Below are 19,650 nucleotides of genomic sequence, written 5' to 3'. Positions count from 1 at the left end.
CGAGCGGCGCCGACCCCGTTCAGATTGCACGGGTCGTTTAAAGTAAATGCCGACTATGTTCGAAAACTTTTAATAAAGGGTTGTCACTACAAAAGAAGGTCAAATGAAGATGGAGAGGTGCTCAACAGACGCCGCAGAATTAAGTCAAGCGGCTCTGCACAGCGAAAGCAAGATTTATAAGGAAATCAAACAAGCGATTCGGACAAAGCTTCGTGGTTTCGAATACCGCACATTATTGAAGGAGCTGGCGGAATATTTGAAGCCGCAAAAAATTACCCGTCAGGCAACGATGCTCCGATTTCCCTGGGTGGCGGAACGGCTTGCTTTATGGGCGTTGCAAGACGAACCACAATTGTACGGACATACATTGATGCTCTCGTCGGACGTCGTTGACCTAGTCAATATCGCATTGCAAGCGACTGATCGAGCAGATCTATGGATGGATTCCAAGATACCACTCCCGTTGTTTTTTCGCCAAGCTTCGTTGGCTCAGATACCGCATCAGATTCCTTCAAATATCGGTGCATTTGCGCGTCAAATCGATTTAGCGAAAAGGCTTGGAGGCAATTGTAAGTGCCGACAATACCTCGAAAGCCGCCTCAAAATGTCGCTCGAAGACTACCTCCAGCTTGCATTAATTTTTTGGTGTAACGCAAGCACGCCTGCGAAGCTATTGACGCCTGAATTTATAAAATTTTTAGAGACGAGATTCTCGAAAAAACTGGTTGGCGCGTTCTTAGATCGGCTTATAACTGAACAGGAATGCTTATCAGTTGATTTGCAATCAGCGAGTGCCGATGAATGGTTTCAAACGAATGTTTTGTGTCAGTTTCCGTTTGTGCGGTATCGTAGCGAGGTCTATTCCTGGGGTGCCCCGCCCCTTTATAGGCACTTAGAGTTTACTTTTGCAAATTTGGCCGCAGAGGCCGAAGATGATGGCATCCGGTTAGAACTGAACGAAGCTTTTGAACGTTACGTTGGGGAATCTCTGCGCAGGAACGGCCAGCCTACCTTTGGCGAAAAGCAGATCTCGTCTCGCTTCGCCTTACAAGGCAGCAAGTGCTGCGATTTTGCGCAGATTTATGAAGATTGCGTAATTCTTGTTGAAGCGAAAAATAAAGCTTTGAGCGCATCGGTGCCGACTTTCGGAGCAACAAAAAGGTATAGAGCAAAGCTCAGAAAGACAGTTATGAAGGCAGCGATCCAAATCAACAACGTCGCGGGCCATATCCGAAAATTTTCTGAGTTCGATGAACGACCAATTTATGGCGTGGTTATTACGAATGATGATTTGCTACTCGGTCAAGCCGATTTTTTATTTGAACAACTGGATAGCAGAGTTGCACCTTTTGTTTTGAGCATTGATGAGTTGGATCGGTTAATTGAAAGTTGCCGCTTAGGAAAGTGTAGTTTTGGAAGTTTTTTTGCTGACGTGCTGTCTCGACGCGAAGGGTATGGATCGAAGATTTTCGCCCCAGCCCAGTTGTTAAGGGAGGAGCCGTACCGAGTCGAATATCGTTCTGGCCATTTGGTGGAGCTTTGGGAAGAAATCCACAAGAAATTCGAACAACGTCCTGACTTAGCCGAAAGTGAGGCGGCTACCGCAATATAGCCAACCGACCACTTCGACCCGGTCTTCGACGCTCGATCCATTGCGTGTCTGGAATATTAAACCAGCCTCAAATAAACCAGTTCGCGCTTGATATAAGCATAAAAAATCGGCGCGGCGATCACACCCGGAAGTCCGAACGCGGCTTCCATAGCGAGCATTGCCAGCAGCAATTCCCACGCGCGTGCTTCGATTTGTCCGCCAATGATCCGTGCATTCAGGAAGTATTCGAGCTTATGAATCACGATCAAAAACACCAGCGACGCCACCGCCGTTCCAAAAGACACGGACAATGAGATCGCGACGATCACCGCGTTGGAAATCAGATTCCCGATAACCGGCAGCAATCCGACAATAAACGTCACCATCACGAGCGTCTTCGATAACGGCAGCCGCTCGTGAAACACCGGCAGTGCAACCAGCAAATACAACGCGGTGAACGCGGCGTTAATGGCGGAAATTTTCACCTGCGCGAAAACGATACGGCGAAACGCCTCCGAAAACCGCGTTACGCGTGTGACCAGCGCGGTGGAAAGCGGCAACCGATGCGTCGTGCGCGGCACGCCCACGGCAATGATCGCGCCGATGATCATCCCAATCAGCACATGTCCGAACCCGCGCGCGGCGTCTTTTCCGCCTTGCTGCAGCATGGCGGCGTGCTTCTGCATGAGGTCCGTCGCCTTGTCCTTCATCTGCTCCGAATCAACAGGAAGATAGTTCGCAATCCAGTCCGGCACCTGCAGGCGCGCGTGCGATGTGATCATCATGAGTTGATCGAGGAGCTTCTGGACGCTCGGGACATCGCGTTGAAAATGATCGATGGTCGCAACCGTCGCACCGGCCAGCCCGCCCACGATCACGACCGCCAGAATCACGACCGCGACCCAGCGAGCACGCCCGCTCGTCATGGTTTTCTCGATTACAGGCGCAATGGTGTGCACGAGCTGGAACACGAGCATGCCGGCCAGCAGCGCGCCGAGCAGTTCCAGGCGGAGCACGGCGTACATGCCGGCGAACGCGGCCAGATAACTGCCGATCTCCACCGCCGACAGCCTGGGCATGCTCATATCGCTCGTCAGCCTCACGGGCCGGACTGCGGGCCTGTTTTCGGCCGCTTCGTTGCGCTTAGCCATGAATCCTTCGGTCTCCTGCCGCGAACGGGTTATAGAGTGCTACGGCCCGGAAACGGGCCGGCCCTTGGTTGCGGATGGTGCGTGTTCGTCAAGCCGCCGATCTCGGCCGCTGCAACAGCGGTGCGAGATACCGGCCGGTAAAACTGGCCTTCGATTTGGCTACCTGCTCCGGCGTCCCCTGCGCGATGATCTGCCCGCCGCCGGCGCCGCCTTCCGGCCCCAGGTCGATCACCCAGTCGGCGGTTTTGATTACATCCAGATTATGCTCGATGATTACGACAGTATTACCCTGATCGCGCAGCCGGTGAATCACTTCGAGCAGCAGGGCGATATCGTGGAAATGCAATCCGGTCGTCGGTTCGTCGAGAATATAGAGAGTCCGACCCGTGTCACGCTTGCTCAGTTCCAGCGAAAGCTTCACACGCTGCGCTTCGCCGCCCGAAAGCGTGGTCGCGGACTGGCCGAGGCGGATATAGCCGAGTCCCACATCGAGCAAAGTTTTCAGTTTCCGCGCCACGATGGGCACCGGCTTGAAGAATTCATGCGCCGCTTCAACCGTCAGGTCGAGCACCTCGTGGATATTCTTGCCCTTGTATTGGACTTCGAGCGTCTCGCGGTTGTAGCGCTTGCCGTGGCAGACGTCGCACGGCACGTACACGTCGGGCAAAAAGTGCATTTCCACTTTCAGCACGCCGTCGCCCTGACACGCTTCGCAACGGCCGCCCTTCACGTTGAACGAGAACCGGCCGGGATCGTAACCTCGTTCCTTCGATGCCGGCACGCCCGCAAACAACTCGCGGATCGGCGTGAACAAGCCGGTGTACGTTGCCGGATTCGAGCGCGGCGTGCGGCCAATCGGCGATTGATCGACGTTGATGACCTTGTCGAAATGTTCGAGCCCTTCAATCGCCTCGTAAGGCGCCGGCTCGGTCGCCGACCCATACAGATGCTGCGAGACCGCGTGATACAGCGTGTCGTTGATGAGCGTGGATTTGCCCGAGCCCGATACCCCCGTCACGCACGTCAGCAACCCAACCGGCAAGTCCAGCGAGACGTTCTTGAGGTTGTTGCCGTAAGCCTCGATGATCCGCAGCCGCCGTTCGTCGGGCGCGGTGCGATCGGTCGAATAGCTGATGCTGCGTTTGCCCGACAAATACTGTCCGGTCATGGAATTCGGGTCGTTCTGGACATGCTTCGCCGTGCCTTGCGACACGATCTCGCCGCCATGCACGCCCGCGCCCGGGCCCATGTCGACCACATAATCGGCCATGCGGATCATGTCTTCGTCATGCTCGACCACGATCACCGAATTGCCGATATCGCGCAGATGCTTGAGGGTATCGATAAGCCGGTCGTTGTCCCGCTGATGCAAGCCAATGGACGGTTCGTCCAGCACGTACATCACGCCGGTCAATCCCGAACCAATCTGCGATGCCAGCCGGATGCGCTGCGCTTCGCCGCCGGAAAGCGTCTCCGCGCTGCGTTCCAGCGACAGATAATCCAGCCCGACGTTATTCAGGAAGGTCAGCCGCGCGACGATTTCCTTGATGACCCTGTCCGCAATCTCGGCCTTCGAGCCTTCGAGCCGCAACGTCTGGAAGTACCCGAGCGTGTCACGCAGCGGCCAGCCGCTCACTTCGTAAATAGCGCGCGCGTGTTCGCCTGTGCCGAGCTTCACGTTGCGCGCTTCCGTGCGCAGGCGCGTGCCTTCGCAGGCCGGACACGCCTGGTTGTTCTGATACTTCGACAATTCCTCGCGCACCGCCGCGGAATCCGTTTCCTTGTAGCGCCGTTCCAGACTCGGAATGATCCCTTCGAATGCGTGCTCACGGACCGTCGTGCGCCCGCGCTCGTTGATGTACGAGAACGGAATCACCTGCTTACCGGAACCGAACAGCAGGATCTTGCGCACTTTCTCCGGCAAGTCCTCGAACGCGGCATCAAGATCGAATTCGAAGAACGACGCCAGGCTTTGCAGCATCTGGAAGTAGAACTGGTTGCGCCGGTCCCAGCCTTTTACCGCGCCGGCCGCAAGCGACAGCGACGGATGCGCGACCACGCGCTTCGGATCGAAGAACGTGATCTGACCGAGACCATCGCATTCCGGGCACGCGCCCATTGGGTTGTTGAACGAGAACAGGCGCGGCTCGAGCTCCTGCAGCGAGTACGAGCAGATCGGGCAGGCGAACTTCGAGCTATATAAATGCTCGCGCTCCGAATCCATTTCGAGCGCAACTGCGCGGCCATCGGCGAGACGCAACGCGGTTTCGAACGATTCCGCCAGCCGCTGCTTCATGTCGGGCCGGACTTTCAACCGGTCGATGACGACATCGATCGTATGTTTGTCGTTCTTCTTGAGCTTCGGCAGCGACTCGATTTCATAGATCTTCGCGACGCCTTCATGGGCCGTGCCGCCGCCCGAACGCACGCGAAAGCGGATAAAACCCTGCGCCTGCATGGCTTCGAACAGTTCGGTGTGCTCGCCCTTGCGATCAGCGACCACGGGCGCGAGGATCATCAGCTTGGTTTCCTCGGGCATGGCGAGCGCGGCATCGACCATTTGCGACACGCTTTGCGCTTCCAGCGGAATGTGATGATCCGGACAGTGCGGCGTACCGACGCGGGCAAACAGCAGCCGAAGATAGTCGTGAATCTCGGTGACGGTGCCGACGGTCGAGCGCGGATTATGCGAAGTCGCCTTCTGCTCAATGGAAATTGCCGGCGACAATCCTTCGATCAGATCGACGTCCGGCTTTTCCATCAGCTGCAAGAATTGACGCGCGTAGGCGGACAGGCTTTCGACGTAACGGCGCTGACCTTCTGCGTAGAGCGTGTCGAAGGCGAGCGACGATTTCCCCGAACCCGACAAGCCCGTAATCACGATCAGCTTGTGACGCGGCAAGTCGAGACTGATGTTTTTGAGATTGTGGGTGCGAGCCCCACGAATACGTATTTCTTCCATGAATCCGGGCGGAAAGTAAGGGGGCTAAACCTGCTACTATAACGACTTTTCGAGGGCGCGTTGCCCGCGCTCATCGGCGTCAATCAAGCGTGCAGCGGGGTTTTCATGACGTTCACGTGGGGCCGGAGCTCGGTTCCGAAGCGCGTTCCAAAGTACAAATTTCCGCCTCGGCCGTCTGTCTCATATAGTGCCGTTCCGGGCAACCACAAGGCGACCGCCCGGTTTGCGCTTAGCGCGCGCACCGCCTGACGCGTTTCCACATTACCTCGTCCGATGTCCAATCCGTCTGTTACGTCCACACGTCTGAGCGCGCCCGAGTTGCGTGCGACCGTGTCGCTTGCCGCGATCTTCGCGCTGCGCATGCTCGGTCTCTTCATGATCATGCCGGTGTTTTCCATCTACGCGAAAACGATACCCGGCGGCGACAACGTGCTGCTCGTCGGCATCGCGCTCGGCGCTTACGGCGTCACGCAATCGCTGCTTTATATCTTTTACGGCTGGGTCTCGGACAAGCTCGGGCGCAAGCCGGTCATCGCGTTTGGGCTGATCGTGTTTGCGATCGGCAGCTTCATCGCGGCGGCCGGGCATTCCATGACGTGGATCATCGTCGGGCGCGTGATTCAGGGCATGGGCGCGGTTTCATCGGCGGTGATTGCGTTTATCGCCGACCTTACGACTGAAGAAAACCGTACGAAAGCCATGGCGATGGTCGGCGCGAGCATCGGCGTTTCGTTCGCGGTCGCCATCGTCGGCGCGCCGATCGTGTTCCAGTGGGTCGGCATGAGCGGCCTGTTCACGCTAATCGGCTTTTTATCGATACTCGCCGTCGGCGTGGTGATCTGGGTGGTCCCCGACGCGCCCCGGCCGCCCGTGCACGTAAAAGCGCCTTTTGCCGAAGTGCTCCACAACGTCGAATTGCTGCGCCTGAACTTCGGCGTGCTCGTCCTGCATGCCACGCAAACGGCGCTGTTCCTGGTGGTTCCGCGCATTCTGGAAGCCGGCGGTTTGCCCGTCGCGGCGCATTGGAAAGTATATTTGCCCGTCATGGGCCTTGCGTTTGTCCTGATGGTGCCGGCAATTATTGCTGCCGAGAAACGCGGCAAGATGAAGGCCGTGATGCTGGGCGCCATTTTGCTTATCCTGATTGGACAGTTGTTACTGGGCGCCGCTCCGCATACTCTGTGGTCAGTGGCCGCGATCTTGTTTATCTACTTCCTGGGCTTCAATGTGCTGGAGGCGTCGCAGCCGTCGCTGGTCTCCAAGCTCGCGCCAGGCACGAGAAAAGGCGCGGCGGCGGGCGTCTACAACACGACGCAGTCCATCGGCCTGGCAATTGGCGGGGTGATTGGCGGATGGTTGCTGAAAGTGGATGGCCAGAGCGCCGTGTTTTTCGCGTGCTCGGGGTTGGTGCTGGCGTGGCTGATCGTGGCGACGAACATGAAGCCGCCGCCGCAGAAGATCCGGCGCACGGCGTAGCGGGATCGAGCCTGCGTGGCGTTGAATGGAATCAAATTGAATCAAATTGAATCGAATTGTATTGAACTGAATTGAATTAACAGGGAGAAATCATGGCATCCGTCAACAAGGTCATTCTGGTAGGAAATCTGGGCGCTGATCCGGAAACCCGGTATCTGCCAAGCGGTGACGCCGTGGCGAACGTCCGTCTCGCGACGACTGATCGCTTCAAGGACAAGGCGTCCGGCGATATGAAGGAAATGACGGAATGGCATCGCGTGACGTTTTTCGGGCGGCTCGCCGAGATCGTCAACGAGTACCTGAAGAAGGGCTCGTCTATCTACGTGGAAGGACGTATTCGCACGCGTAAGTACACCGATCAGGCGGGCGTGGAGAAGTACGCAACCGAGATCGTCGCGGAACAGATGCAGATGTTGGGCGGACGTGGCGGCGCGGGTGGCGGTGGTGGCGGCGGCGATGAAGGCGGCTACAGCAGCCGCGCGCCTGCCGAGCGCAGCGGCGGCGGAGCAAGTCGCGGAGGAGCATCGGGCGGACGTCCTGCGGCGGGCGGGAGCGGCGGCGGTGCAAGCCGTCCGAGCGCGCCGGCTGGCGGCGGTTTCGACGAAATGGACGACGACATCCCGTTCTAATCGGCGAAATCCTATTCTTGAATCGGTTGTGATGGACCCGGAGTTTCCCGCTCACTAATCGGCGAGCGCGAAATCTGGGTCTTTTTTGTTGTCGGCCAAACCCTTGGCACGTCAACGGGCGATGCGTTTTCCGGCAGTACTGAATGCGGAGCAGTTTAGCGTTGTGATTCCGCCACTAAGCATTTGCGCTAGCGCAATCGTTTGCGAGGTAGATTTTCTGAATTTTTATGGATTGTTTCTACCGAAACCCTCGAACCATCCCGTTCCGGCCAGCGGTTCCAAACCGTTATAAGAAACGGCATTGGCCTTTCAGGACGCGTGCTCCGACGCGATTTCCCCGCTTTTCCCTCGACGCAAATTCCCTTACAGCCCACTTCGAACGACTATTTCTTCAATCGAATCAAAGTAGTGGAACGTTTCTAAATTCGCGCGAATAGGACGATTCGTATTGAGCCGTTAGCCGTTTGAAAACTACTCTGAATAATGTCGGATGGCACACAGCTTCACCATCGGCAAATTACTTAAGAGCCTTTGGTGAACGCTCCAAGCACTGGAATAAGCGAAATCTTAGAAATCGTCTCGTTTCCGGAAAGGAACATTGAGAGTGTTCCTATGTATGGCAGCTTGGCACCCGTGTTCTTATCCGTAACGGCGTGTTGCCTAAATGATCGTTGCTGGATCGGCCCTGAAATGACCCGACGTGCAAACAATAAAATGAGAGGCCGAATTGAAATTGCGAGTCGTTCTGGCAGACGATCATCCGTTTGTTTTGCTTGGCATTCGAGCCACCTTCAGCACCGATGAAAATCTGGAAGTCGTGGGCGAAGCCTCAAGCGCAACCGCTTTGCTGCGATTGCTCGTTTCAACACCTTGCGACGTGCTGGTCACCGACTTCGCCATGCCCGAACTGGGATCGCAGGCAGAGGACGGGCTGCGCCTGATCAAGCGGGTGCGGCGCGACTGGCCGGAAATTCGCATAGTGGTGCTGACCAGCATGAGCAACGTCGCAATCCTGCGTTCTATCCTGAGCGCAGGCGCAATGGGCCTGCTCAACAAGGTCGAATCCATGGACCAGCTCGCGGCAGCCGTCAAGTTTGCGGGCGTTGGACGCCGGTATCTGAGTTCATCGGTTGTCGACGCGCTCGCTGTTGCCGGTGCCGAAAACGATCTGCTCGGCGAAGGGCCACGTCTTTCGCCTCGCGAAATCGAAGTAGTCCGAATGTTTGCAAGCGGCCTTTCCATCACCGAAATCGCGCGCTTCATGGAACGCGATGTACGCACCATCAGCCGTCAAAAACGTGATGCCATGAGCAAACTCGGCGTTCAGAACGATCCGGGACTATTCGCATTTGCCCGCGCATACGGCCTCACGTAATGAGATTTCCTAACTTGAAATGCTTTCAGATGCATCTTATGTCGATGGTGGCGCGAATCAACGATCCTGCAGCGGGCCGTACGAACACAGGCAAAGTAAAACCCGCCTTGAGCGGACGCATCACCCGGGCGGACATCGGGTTTAAAGAGGTTAGTAAATGATTGCGTTCACTCAACGGATCAGGTTGGCAGTCGCTGACGATCACCCACTCGTTGTTCTAGCCATCGAGCGCTTGATCGCCAGTGTGCAGAATATCGAGATCGTGTGCCGCGCGCAGGATTCCACGGGGCTTGTCGCCGCGCTGGAGAAAGAGGAATGCGACGTCGTCATCATGGATTTCTACATGCCTGGCGGTACGCACGGTGATGGCATAGAACTCATCAAATACATTGTCGAGAATCACCCGAAGGCGGCGATCGTGGTTTTGTCGATGACAACCGACGCCGATCTCATTGCCCGAGCGCTCGACGCCGGTGCGAACGCCGTGGTGAGCAAGCAGGATCGCCTCGAGTTGATCTATGTGCCGATCGTCACGGTGCTGGCGAATGAGGATTACCTCGGCCCATCGGTGCGCGCGCTTCTCGCTGATGCGACTTCGGCACATCGTGTCGACCTTATTCGCCAGAAGCTCACGCGTCGCGAACTCGATGTAATCGCCCGCTACGCGCGCGGCGGAAACGTCACGGAAATCGCGCGCGAACTCGGGCGCAGCGTCAAGACCATCAGCGCGCAGAAGTGCGCCGCCATGCGCAAGCTCGAGTTGAATACGGACGCGGAGCTGTACCGCTTTGCGTTCGACAGCGGTCTGGTTCAGATACAGCAAACCGCGCCTTGATCTGATCGCCGATCGCGCGGAAACCATTCAAGTGGAATCGAACATACGGATCATCCTGGCCGACGATCACGCCGTCGTCAGAGAAGGGATTACCAGCTGGCTTCATCGTGATTCGCGGGTTGAAGTCGTAGCAACGGCCATCGACACCCAATCGCTCGCGGACCGGATCGCACACGTTCCCTGCGATGTCGTGATCTCCGACATCGCTATGCCGGGAATCAACGGCGAAAGCAATGCCATCGGATTTTTGCGGCAGTTCCTGAGGCAGCCGGAGCGGCCGCGCCTGATTGTCCTCACCATGGTTGCGCAAGCCCGCATGTTTGCCGGGCTGCTCGAACTCGGGGCGGACGGACTTGTGGACAAGCGCGATTGCATGGATTCCCTGAATGCGGCGGTGGCCGCGGTCATTGACGGCGACTGTTTCGTTTCGCATCACGTGGAAACGCTGCTGAAATCCCATCCCGACGATACACCCGGCCAGCCCGGCGTCCTGAGTCCACGAGAGTGGGATGTGCTGCAGTTGTATGCCGGTGGAAAAACGCTTGCTGGCATCGCAGAACACCTTGGACGAAGCGTCAAGACTATCAGTACGCAAAGGCGCAACGCCTTGCGAAAACTCGGTGTCGAAACCGAAACGCAATTGATGAACTACCTGAGGCAGATCGGCCTCGTCTGAGCGCTGTTCTCCTACCATCGAAAAAACCCGTGCTTCTGTTACTCAGAGATAATTAGGAATGCTCTGATTAATGCGATGGGTTTCTGCGCCCAGACTTCATTGCTTTACGCCCCGATGTTTGCCGTTCCGCGAGGATTGCTACCGCACGGCGAACATCGCGCGATGGAGCTCGACCTGCGATGGAAGACGGTATTTTCAAGAAGATGTTGGGCGAGTGCGTCGGAACTTTTTCGCTCGTCTTTTTTGGGTGCGGTTGCACGGCACTGGCCAGCGGCTACTTCCGCGCCGACCTCGGACTGATCTGCCAGGCGGTGGCATTCGGGCTCGCCGCAACCACGCTCGTTCACGTGCTTCGCCCCATTTCGTATGCCCACTTTAATCCGGCCGTGACGGTCGGGTTCGCCATCGTCAATCGATTTCCCATACGCGAGCTGATACCCGCCATCGCAGCGCAAGTTTTCGGCGCGATGGTCGGGGCGTGGCTCTTATATGTCGTCGTCAGCGCGCGGCCGGGGGCATCGCCGGACTTCGTTGCGTTTGGCGTGAACGGCTATGACGCTCATTCGCCAGCGCAGTACCAACTACACGCCGCGTTGATCGTGGAAGTGCTGATGACCTTCGTGTTCGTGCTGGTCAATCTCGTCGTGGCTTCCGGAAAGCGGATGCGAATGGGTGGCCCGGCGTTGATCGGGTTGTCGTTGACGTTGTGTTCGTTGCTTGCCATTCCGGTCACCAACGCGTCCATCAATCCTGCCCGTTCCACGGGGCCGGCGGTCGTGATGGGAGGTTGGGCGCTGGACCAGTTGTGGCTTTTCTGGGCGGCACCACTTGCCGGCGGCGTGCTCGCCGGGCTCTTTTTTCCCATGCTCCAGCGCAGTTCCCCGGTCAAAAACCGCCTGGTACGGCATCCCGCCCGCGTCAGCGGCGCACTCGACAAACAAACGCTATGACCCGCGCAAATCCTTCATTTCTGCGCGCCATGTCCAGTTCGCGAATCTTCCGCTTTGTCCGCCTGATGGCGCTGTTCGTGCTCGTGCTGGCGGGATCGGGCGCGTCCGCCGATCCATTGCAGGCCGAGACCGCTCCGCAATCAACGCTAACTGTGAGTGTTCCCGATCAGCAGGTTCAGGAGCTCAAGCTGAGCGCCGGCGAACGCGCTTACCTGCGCTCGTTGCCGCCGCTCGCGCTCGGCATCGATACCAGCTGGGCACCGTTCATGTATGCCGATTCCAATGGTCAGACGGGCGGCATCGCACTGGCTTACACGGCGTATTTGTCGAAGGCGCTCAATATAAGCTTCGATCAACGCGTGTATCCGGATTGGGCGGCTGTGTCGAACGCGTTCGAGAACGGGCAGATCGATGTGCTCGCAACCACTCGCCGCGATACGCCGCGTCTGGCCGATGGAATCGTCACCAAGCCAATCGAGAGCTTTCCGCTTGTCATGGTCGGACGCCACAACGAAACGCCCGCGGACGGTTTAAGGCAGACATCGGCACGGCGCGTGGTCGTGACCGCGCGCCTCGCCGCGAGTGGCCGGCTTGGCAACCTTGCCTCGAATGCAACCTTCAGCGTCGCGCCGAATCTGACCGCCGCGCTCGACCGGGTCGCGCGCGGCGAGGCGGATGTGTTTGTCGGTGACCTTGCCGCGGTCGATATCGCGGTCGCCGCGCGTTACGAAGATCAACTGAAGATCATCGGGCCGGCGGGCGACTTCGAGCACATCGGGTTCGCGCTGCGTCCCGAATACAGCCAACTCGTGCCGCTTTTTGACCGGGCATTGCGCGCCATGCCCGCCGCCGACAAGGGAAAGATTCTTTTGGCGCGCCGGGCCGCATTCGATCCGCCGTCGAGCGGATGGAGCGTCAACGCACTGCGTTTATTGCCGGCGCTGATTGCCATCGGCGTGATTCTTGCCGTGACGTTGCGCGCGTTCGTGCTGCTTCAGCGCGAGATGGCGCGGCGCGTCGAGACGGAACAACGTCTCGCGACGCAACTCAGCTTCCAGCAGACCATGATGGAAGTCGTGCCGTATCCGTTGGTCGCAAAGGATCTGAACAATCGTTACATCGCGGTGAATCGCGCGTTTGAAAAGACGCTTGGAATCCGGCGCGAGGACGTAATGGGCCAAACGACGCTCGAAGCGCAGTCGTGGGGTTCCGAAAACAGCATACGTCTGCACGATCTGGTGGGGCAGAGCATCACGAACGGACAACGCGAGCAAGTTGAAATCGCGTTTGTCGATCGGCATGGCGAGCAGCGGCACGGACTGTTCTGGACCGGCGCATTCAAGGCGGCAAACGGCGACATGGCGGGCGCTGTCGGCACCATGATCGACATCACAGATATCCGCGACGCCGAGATGCGCGCACGCGAAAACGAGCGTCGACTGGACGACGTCACGCGCTCGTTGCCGGTCGTCGTGTTCCAGTTGCGGCGCGCGGCGGACGGCACTTACAGCTTCCCGTACGTTGGTGGCGACACGCGGCATTTGTTCGGTCAGGATCTCGCGGCATTGAGCCGCGACCAGGTGGCGGGTTTGTCGGTGATTCACGCCGAGGACAAGCACGCCGTACGCGATGTCATCGAGCGTTCGGCACAGACGCTCGAGCCCGTCCACATCGAGTTCCGCTCAATTGTCGACGAAGGCCGCCGCTGGATCCGCGCCGATCTCGTTGCGCATTCCGAGGCGGATGGCGCCGTGGTCTGGAACGGCTATTGGATAGACGCAAGCATCGAGCGTGGTCGAGCCGACGAACTCGCGGCAGCGCGCGACGCGGCCGAAGCAGGTTCACGCGCCAAGGATGATTTCCTCGCGATGATGAGTCACGAAATCCGTACGCCGATGAACGGCGTGCTCGGTCTCGTCGAGGTTTTCGAGACCACGCCACTCAATCCGGATCAATCGCAGATGCTCGGCATGATCCAGGATTCCGCGAGCGCGTTGCTGCAGATCCTGGACGACTTGCTCGACTATTCGAAGATCGAAGCAGGGCGGCTGACCATTGAATCAATGCCTATCGACTTGCGCGAACTCGTCGATAACGCCGTCGGCCTGCTTGCCGGACGCGCGCATGAAAAAGGCTTGCGCGTGCGCGTGGCGGTGTCGCCGGAAGTTGCGGCGAGCGTTCGCGGCGACAGTGTGCGTCTGCGCCAGGTGCTGTTCAACCTGCTCAGCAACGCCATCAAGTTCACCATGAAAGGCGAGGTCACGCTGTCGGTGAGACTGGTCGAAAGCATGGGCGACGTACAAACAATCGAGGTGAGCGTCGAAGACACAGGCATTGGCATTGCCGCCGATGCGCAAGCAAGTCTGTTCGAACCATTCGTGCAGGCTGAAACATCCACCACGCGCCGCTTCGGCGGTACGGGCCTTGGCCTCACGATCTGCCGCAAGCTCGTCGCGCTGATGGGTGGAACGCTCGGGCTGAAAAGCGAATTAGGCGTTGGCACGACGATGACAGTCCGGCTCGCCATGCCGGTAGAAACGAAGAGCTATCAGATCGACGGACTGCGCGGTAAGCGCGGCATCATTGCAATCGATGATCGGCGCGTCGCTCGTGCGCTCGTCGACTACGGACATGCGCTCGGCCTCGATCTCACGATCCGGTCTCGCGACGACACCGCGTTGCGCGATCCTCACACGTTCAATGGCATCGATCTGGTGTTTCTCAGCGATACCCACGAAGAAGCGTTGCCGTTGAAAACGCGGGTCATTCACGTTACGGAAAAACCGAAGCCGACGGGATATCGAATCCTAGAAGACGATATTCGCGTGAGCGTCAATCCAATTTCATGGCGCGGCCTTGGCGCCGCTTGCGTGGCCGCTTTGACCGGCTTGCCGCAGATTGCAGCGCGCGCGGCACGTGGTATTGAAACGAACATGGAAGCGCCCGATCGCGAGCGCGCCATCCGGACGGGAAAACTCGTGCTCGTGGCGGAAGATCATCCGGTGAATCAGGAACTGATCCGTCATCAGCTTTCGTTGCTTGGATTTGCCTGCGATGTCGTGCCGGACGGCGTGGAAGCGCTCGCGGCGCTGAAACATGGATATTACGGGTTCCTTATCACCGACTGCCACATGCCGAATATGACCGGCTACGAGCTCGCGCGGCGTGTGCGGGCGAGCGAACTGGGTTTGTCGAAGCGGCTTCCTATATTGGGCATTACCGCGAGCACGGCGCCAGAAGAGCTTTCCATGTGTCGCGATGCCGGCATGGACGATTGCTTCGTCAAGCCGACTCGTCTTGCCACGCTACGCGAGCATTTGAACCGATGGCGCGTGATGGAGAACACGACGTTCGTGGCGGAAGATGTCGCGGTGGCGAAGCACCCTGCAGATCCGGTTCAAACCACTGAAACCGATGAACTCGATCTCGGCTACATGACGCAGCTTTGGGGCAGCGAGACCACGGTAAAGGCGTTGCTCGACGCGTTTGTATCGTCGTTTCGTGACGACCTCCGCACGCTCGGGTCGCTGCTCGATAGCGGCGGTTCCGTCGCGCAATTGCGTGAGTGGCATCACCGCGTGATCGGGGCGGCGAGCGTGTTGCAGTATCGTCCGTTGCAGACAGCGCTCGATGCATTCCGGCGCGATCTTCTCGATAAACCCGCCGCGCGCAGAAACGAAGACGGCGCGTTGTTGATCAAGCGCTGCGAGGTGCTGCTGGAAATCATAGAAGGGCAGTGTGCAGCAATGGCCTGAAAGCGTTCCGTCGATCCGGCGCGCTCAGAACAACGCGCCGACAGCGGTATCTTTCCTGAAGTGCGCGATTGCGAAGTCCACGAAGGAACGCGTTTTCGCCGATACATGCCGGCGTCCCGGATAAACCAGCGACACTTCCTTGTCGGCATTGTTGACGCTGTAGTCGGTCAATAACCGCAGCAATGCGCCGTTCGCGAGGTCATCGGCGACATGGGTTTCGGGCAGCGCGGTGATGCCCATTCCGGACAAAGCCGCCTGCCGCAGCATTTGCGAATTGTTGACGGTGTAATCCGGATCGATGACGATCTCCTCGCCTTCTCCCGCCGCGCTCGTGAACGACCACGTGGCGCCATGAATATCCGCCGATGGAGACAAAAATGCGTGCGCCGCAAGATCGGCGGGACGCAATGGCACGCCATGTTTCGCGAGATAGTCGGGCGCCGCCACGATCACGGGCGTGACCTTGAACAACGGCCGGTTGATCAGCGTGCCGCTATTGACCATGCGCGGCACGACAATCCCGACATCGAAACCTTCGTCAACCAGATCCACTGGTCTGTGCAGCAGCGTGAGCCGCAATTTCACGTTGGGGAATGCGACGCGATATTCGCAGAGCAACGGCGTGAGTCCAAACAACGAAAACGATGCCGACGCCACGAGCTTCAACACGCCGGAAGGATCGAACGATGTTTGCGACACGGTCGATTCAATCGCTTCCACTTGTTCGATCACCGCGCGACAACCTTCGGCGTAAGACGCGCCAGCTTCTGTGAGCGACACGCTGCGGGTGGTGCGGTTCAGCAGCCGGGTGTTCAGATGTGCTTCGAGCAACGCGACGTACCGCGTGATCACCGCATTCGATAATTCAAGCGCAGTTGCGGCCCGACCGAACGACCCGGTTTCGGCGACCTTCACGAAAACGCGCATGGCTTGCAGATGGTTCATTGACTACCGATGCTCACAGAGTCACCCCGTGTGACGTTCGGGGCGGGAGTGGGGATACGTAGAGGGTCTTCCAGAGACCACCCACTCGCGCGTGCGATGTTAATCGTGCGGAGCTGGCCGGGAAATAGGAATAAGACGAAAGCGACGGAAAGGAACGTTGTGTCGTGCGGTTGCTACTGTCGCAACCGTGCAACGGGCGTAAGTAATTAGGTATCCAGAGGTTAATTCAAGATAACGGGAATGCCTGATACGACAAGCGTTTGCGCGTATCGAAAACCTACTTTTCGACTTATTCGAAAAGCCTTTTGTGTCTGCTTCGATGGTTTGCTTAAAAGCCAGCGCCCTAAACTTTGTTCAGCCGAATCGCGGTGTCCGGGAAAGACCGGAAACGGGTCGCCTAGAAGTCAAGCAAGTGGGCGTCGCGTTATGCAACTAGTCGAGTCGTCAGACTCATTAAAAGGATCTACCATGAAAAAGACTCTGATCGTTGCGGCCGTAGCCGCTTCTTTTGCGACCGCCGCTAACGCGCAAAGCAGCGTGACGCTGTACGGCCTTATCGATGCTGGCTTCAGCTATGTGAACAACGAAAGGAATGTCAACGCGGACAAGGGCAGCGGTAATGCATTCCGTGTGTCGAGCGGTAACATCAACGGCAGCCGTTGGGGCCTGCGTGGCGTTGAAGACCTCGGTGGCGGCATGAAGGCGATCTTCACGTTGGAAAGCGGGTTCACCATGGGCGACGGTTCGTCGCTGCAGGGCGGCCGTGAGTTCGGTCGTCAGGCTTTCGCTGGTATCTCGACGGCTCAGTTCGGCACGGTTACGTTGGGTCGTCAATATGACTCAGTGGTGGATTACCTCGGCCCGATGACGGCTACCGGTAGCTGGGGTGGTACGTACTTCGCACACCCGTTCGACAACGACAACGCGCAGAACTCGTTCCGCGTCAACAACGCCGTCAAGTATCAGAGCGCGAACTACTCAGGCCTGACGTTCGGTGGCCTGTATGGTTTCTCTAACCAGGCTGGCGGATTCGGTGACAACCGCGTTTATAGCGGTGGCGCACAATACGCGAACGGCCCGTTCAAGATTTCGGCTGCATACATGCAGCTGCAAAATCCGAATGGCAAAGCTGGCGGCGCGATGACGGATGACGATGCTGGTTCGACGGTGCTGGCAAACATGATTGGTGGTGGTGCGACGGTTGAGACGCAGCGCACGTACGGTGTCGGCGCAAACTACGCAATCGGCCCGGTGACGGTTGGCGGTGCATGGACGCAAAGCCGCTTCAAGTTTGCAGTGACCGATTCCACGGTTCGCTTCAACAACTATGAAGTAAATGCACGTTACTCACTGACGCCGGCGCTGGCTCTGGGTGCCGCGTACACGTACACCGACGCAAAGGGCCTTACCACGGCTGAGGGCAACGGTACGATGCGTGCTCATCAGTTCGGTTTGCAAACGGACTACTCGTTGTCGAAGCGCACGGACATCTACGCTGAAGGTGTTGTCCAGCTGACGAACAATGGCACACCCGCCAAGGTGTACGGTACGGGTGACGTAGCAGCACACGGCAACCAAGTTGTGGTCACCACGGGTATCCGTCACCGCTTCTAATGCTTTGACGTTGTAACGCTGTAAGTTTCACGCTGTAAAGGAAAGGCGCCTTCTGAACTGACCCCGCGAAGTTGGACAGTTTTCGGCTAGGGCCGAGTGGGCTGAGTTCTGTACATCACAGGACTCAGCCCGTTTAGTTTGAGCTTGATGCGGGAAAGCTAGATATAATAAATAAAAAAGGCGCCGGAATGAACTGACCCCGCGAAGTTGGACAGTTTTCGGCTAGGGCCGAGTGGGCTGAGTTCTGTACATCACAGGACTCAGCCCGTTTAGTTTGAGCTTGATGCGTTTGTGGTTGTAGTAATGAATGTACTGTTTGATGCCGGCTTTTAGCTCTTCGATGCTCTCGAATTTGTTTAGGCGGAAGAACTCCGACTTGAGCGTGCCGAAGAAGCTTTCCATCGCTGCGTTGTCATAGCAGTTCGCCCTACGCGACATGCTCTGTGTCAGGCCGTTTTGATCCAGCAGCCGTCTGTACGCAGGCATCTGATATTGCCAGCCCTGATCCGAGTGCAACATCGGCTTGTCTCGATCGCTCAGCTTTGCCAGCGCTTTCTTGAGCATTCGGCTCACCAACTCAAAGACTGGGCGCGTGTTCATTTCATAGGCCACGATCTCAGCGTTGTATAGATCCATGATCGGCGAGAGATAGAGTTTCTGCCCCAGTACGTTGAACTCCGTTACGTCGGTGACCCACTTCTGATTGGGCTTTTGCGCACAAAATTCCCGGTTCATCAGGTTCTTCGCGATACGCCCGACTTCGCCGCGCCAGGCGCGGTACTTCTTTGCGCGCACCAGCGATTTCAGTTTCAGTTGCCCCATCAAACGCTGCACCGTCTTGTGATTGACCGTCTGGCCCGCTTGTCGTATCGCTGCCGTGATGCGTCGGTAGCCATAGCGGCCCTTGTGGCTTTCGTACAGCGCTTGGATTTTCGTTTTGAGTGGCGCGTGCCGATCCCCAGCATCGAGCACCGTCAATTGGTAATAGAACGTGCTTCGCGCCAGACCCGCTGCCTTGAGCAAAGCGGGCGTTGGGTGGTGCTCTCTGAGCGCTTGCACTATTTGCGCTTTTTCTTTTGCACGCCCTGCTTCTTCGCCTGAAGCAGGGCATCGAGCTTTTTTAGGTACGCCACCTCCGCGCGCAGGTACTCGTTTTCCTTGAGCAACTGCTCACGCGTGCGTTCATCGGGTGTATTTTCCTCAGGCGGCTTTTCGGGAGTGGGTCGGGTCATTGTTTTGGGGCGCCCTCGTGGGCGGGGCGCCAAAGCATCCATACCGCCATCATGATACTGGCGTTCCCATTTCCCAATGCAGCCCGGACTGCGAATGTCGAACACGGCAGCCACTTTTTGATGTGACAGCTCTTTCTTCCACATGTGGCGCAGAACCGACATCTTGAACCGCGCGTCGTAGTGAATGAATTTCTTGCGCAATCCATCGCGGCCATGTTGCTCATAGGCCGATATCCAGCGACGCAATAGCGAGCGCCCCACCGCATGCTGCTGCGCAAGCACTCGAGTACCCGCAACGCCAGCGAAATACTGCCTGACAAGTTTGAGCTTTAATTGCTCGCTATGCTTCGCCATAAAAAACACCCCAAATTGTTGGACGGGTGTCCAACTTTTGGGGTGCAGTTCATAAAAAACACCCCAAATTGTTGGACGGGTGTCCAACTTTTGGGGTGCAGTTCA

At 57.7% G+C, this 19,650-nt stretch carries 13 protein-coding genes; 9 read left to right on the top strand and 4 right to left on the bottom strand.

The genetic code is table 11. From position 1 onward, the window contains the following. Positions 1-103 precede the first annotated feature (103 nt). The gene (locus ASG35_RS13650) at positions 104-1,612 is read left to right on the top strand and encodes a hypothetical protein (RefSeq protein WP_056357890.1); all 1,509 of its coding nucleotides are present in this window, start codon (positions 104-106) and stop codon (positions 1,610-1,612) included. A gap of 56 nt (positions 1,613-1,668) precedes the next feature. On the opposite strand, the gene ASG35_RS13645 is transcribed toward ASG35_RS13650, so the two are convergent. Together ASG35_RS13645 and uvrA are read right to left on the bottom strand one after the other, a co-directional pair. Continuing rightward, positions 1,669-2,742 (bottom strand): AI-2E family transporter, encoded by a 1,074-nt coding sequence (locus tag ASG35_RS13645; protein ID WP_056357887.1) that lies wholly within the window; start codon positions 2,740-2,742, stop codon positions 1,669-1,671. An 88-nt stretch (positions 2,743-2,830) separates the two neighbouring features. Beyond that, the gene (gene uvrA, locus ASG35_RS13640) at positions 2,831-5,704 is read right to left on the bottom strand and encodes an excinuclease ABC subunit UvrA (RefSeq protein WP_056357883.1); all 2,874 of its coding nucleotides are present in this window, start codon (positions 5,702-5,704) and stop codon (positions 2,831-2,833) included. A 273-nt stretch (positions 5,705-5,977) separates the two neighbouring features. Here uvrA and ASG35_RS13635 point away from each other — a divergent pair, with 273 nt between their 5' ends. From ASG35_RS13635 to ASG35_RS13605, 7 genes are all read left to right on the top strand, one after another. Then, positions 5,978-7,180: an MFS transporter gene (locus ASG35_RS13635; protein ID WP_056357880.1), complete on the top strand. Its 1,203-nt coding sequence runs from the start codon at positions 5,978-5,980 to the stop codon at positions 7,178-7,180. 92 nt (positions 7,181-7,272) lie between these two features. Further along, positions 7,273-7,809: a single-stranded DNA-binding protein gene (locus ASG35_RS13630; RefSeq protein WP_056357877.1), complete on the top strand. Its 537-nt coding sequence runs from the start codon at positions 7,273-7,275 to the stop codon at positions 7,807-7,809. Between the two features lie 727 nt (positions 7,810-8,536). After that, on the top strand, positions 8,537-9,184 hold the full coding sequence (locus ASG35_RS13625; protein WP_056357874.1) for a response regulator transcription factor: 648 nt from the start codon (positions 8,537-8,539) through the stop codon (positions 9,182-9,184). 157 nt (positions 9,185-9,341) lie between these two features. After that, positions 9,342-10,019, top strand: coding sequence for a response regulator transcription factor (locus tag ASG35_RS13620; RefSeq protein WP_056357871.1), 678 nt, complete (start codon positions 9,342-9,344; stop codon positions 10,017-10,019). Further along, positions 9,973-10,695 carry a response regulator transcription factor gene (locus tag ASG35_RS13615; RefSeq protein ID WP_235527546.1) on the top strand — a complete coding sequence of 241 codons (723 nt, stop codon included), beginning with the start codon at positions 9,973-9,975 and terminating at the stop codon, positions 10,693-10,695. Before ASG35_RS13620 ends, ASG35_RS13615 begins: the two co-directional genes overlap by 47 nt. Before the next feature lie 179 nt (positions 10,696-10,874). Further along, positions 10,875-11,645 carry an aquaporin gene (locus ASG35_RS13610; RefSeq protein WP_082508375.1) on the top strand — a complete coding sequence of 257 codons (771 nt, stop codon included), beginning with the start codon at positions 10,875-10,877 and terminating at the stop codon, positions 11,643-11,645. Positions 11,646-11,674: 29 nt separating this feature from the next. Further along, positions 11,675-15,400 (top strand): ATP-binding protein, encoded by a 3,726-nt coding sequence (locus tag ASG35_RS13605; protein WP_162244410.1) that lies wholly within the window; start codon positions 11,675-11,677, stop codon positions 15,398-15,400. A gap of 24 nt (positions 15,401-15,424) precedes the next feature. On the opposite strand, the gene ASG35_RS13600 is transcribed toward ASG35_RS13605, so the two are convergent. Continuing rightward, positions 15,425-16,345 carry a LysR family transcriptional regulator gene (locus tag ASG35_RS13600; RefSeq protein WP_056357868.1) on the bottom strand — a complete coding sequence of 307 codons (921 nt, stop codon included), beginning with the start codon at positions 16,343-16,345 and terminating at the stop codon, positions 15,425-15,427. 468 nt (positions 16,346-16,813) lie between these two features. Here ASG35_RS13600 and ASG35_RS13595 point away from each other — a divergent pair, with 468 nt between their 5' ends. Beyond that, on the top strand, positions 16,814-17,959 hold the full coding sequence (locus ASG35_RS13595) for a porin (protein WP_056357865.1): 1,146 nt from the start codon (positions 16,814-16,816) through the stop codon (positions 17,957-17,959). 222 nt (positions 17,960-18,181) lie between these two features. Here ASG35_RS13595 and ASG35_RS30755 read toward each other — a convergent pair. Continuing rightward, positions 18,182-19,545 (bottom strand): IS3 family transposase gene (locus ASG35_RS30755; protein ID WP_156393159.1). Its coding sequence is split into 2 segments (ribosomal slippage): positions 18,182-19,083 and positions 19,083-19,545, totalling 1,365 coding nucleotides; the frame shifts between segments, so codons are not numbered across the junction. Positions 19,546-19,650: the final 105 nt, after the last annotated feature.

It is taken from the genome of Burkholderia sp. Leaf177, from assembly GCF_001424345.1.
GTDB lineage: Bacteria > Pseudomonadota > Gammaproteobacteria > Burkholderiales > Burkholderiaceae > Caballeronia.
The sequence above is the reverse complement of the archived record's forward strand: the minus strand, read 5'-3'. Positions and strand labels throughout refer to the sequence as shown.

Excerpts from the sequence above, each read along its gene's own strand:
- ASG35_RS13650 (WP_056357890.1), top strand. The coding sequence starts at position 104 with ATGAAGATGGAGAGGTGCTCAACAGACGCCGCAGAATTAAGTCAAGCG.
- ASG35_RS13645 (WP_056357887.1), bottom strand. The coding sequence starts at position 2,742 with ATGGCTAAGCGCAACGAAGCGGCCGAAAACAGGCCCGCAGTCCGGCCC.
- uvrA (WP_056357883.1), bottom strand. The coding sequence starts at position 5,704 with ATGGAAGAAATACGTATTCGTGGGGCTCGCACCCACAATCTCAAAAAC.
- ASG35_RS13635 (WP_056357880.1), top strand. The coding sequence starts at position 5,978 with ATGTCCAATCCGTCTGTTACGTCCACACGTCTGAGCGCGCCCGAGTTG.
- ASG35_RS13630 (WP_056357877.1), top strand. The coding sequence starts at position 7,273 with ATGGCATCCGTCAACAAGGTCATTCTGGTAGGAAATCTGGGCGCTGAT.
- ASG35_RS13620 (WP_056357871.1), top strand. The coding sequence starts at position 9,342 with ATGATTGCGTTCACTCAACGGATCAGGTTGGCAGTCGCTGACGATCAC.
- ASG35_RS13610 (WP_082508375.1), top strand. The coding sequence starts at position 10,875 with ATGGAAGACGGTATTTTCAAGAAGATGTTGGGCGAGTGCGTCGGAACT.
- ASG35_RS13605 (WP_162244410.1), top strand. The coding sequence starts at position 11,675 with ATGTCCAGTTCGCGAATCTTCCGCTTTGTCCGCCTGATGGCGCTGTTC.
- ASG35_RS13600 (WP_056357868.1), bottom strand. The coding sequence starts at position 16,345 with ATGAACCATCTGCAAGCCATGCGCGTTTTCGTGAAGGTCGCCGAAACC.
- ASG35_RS13595 (WP_056357865.1), top strand. The coding sequence starts at position 16,814 with ATGAAAAAGACTCTGATCGTTGCGGCCGTAGCCGCTTCTTTTGCGACC.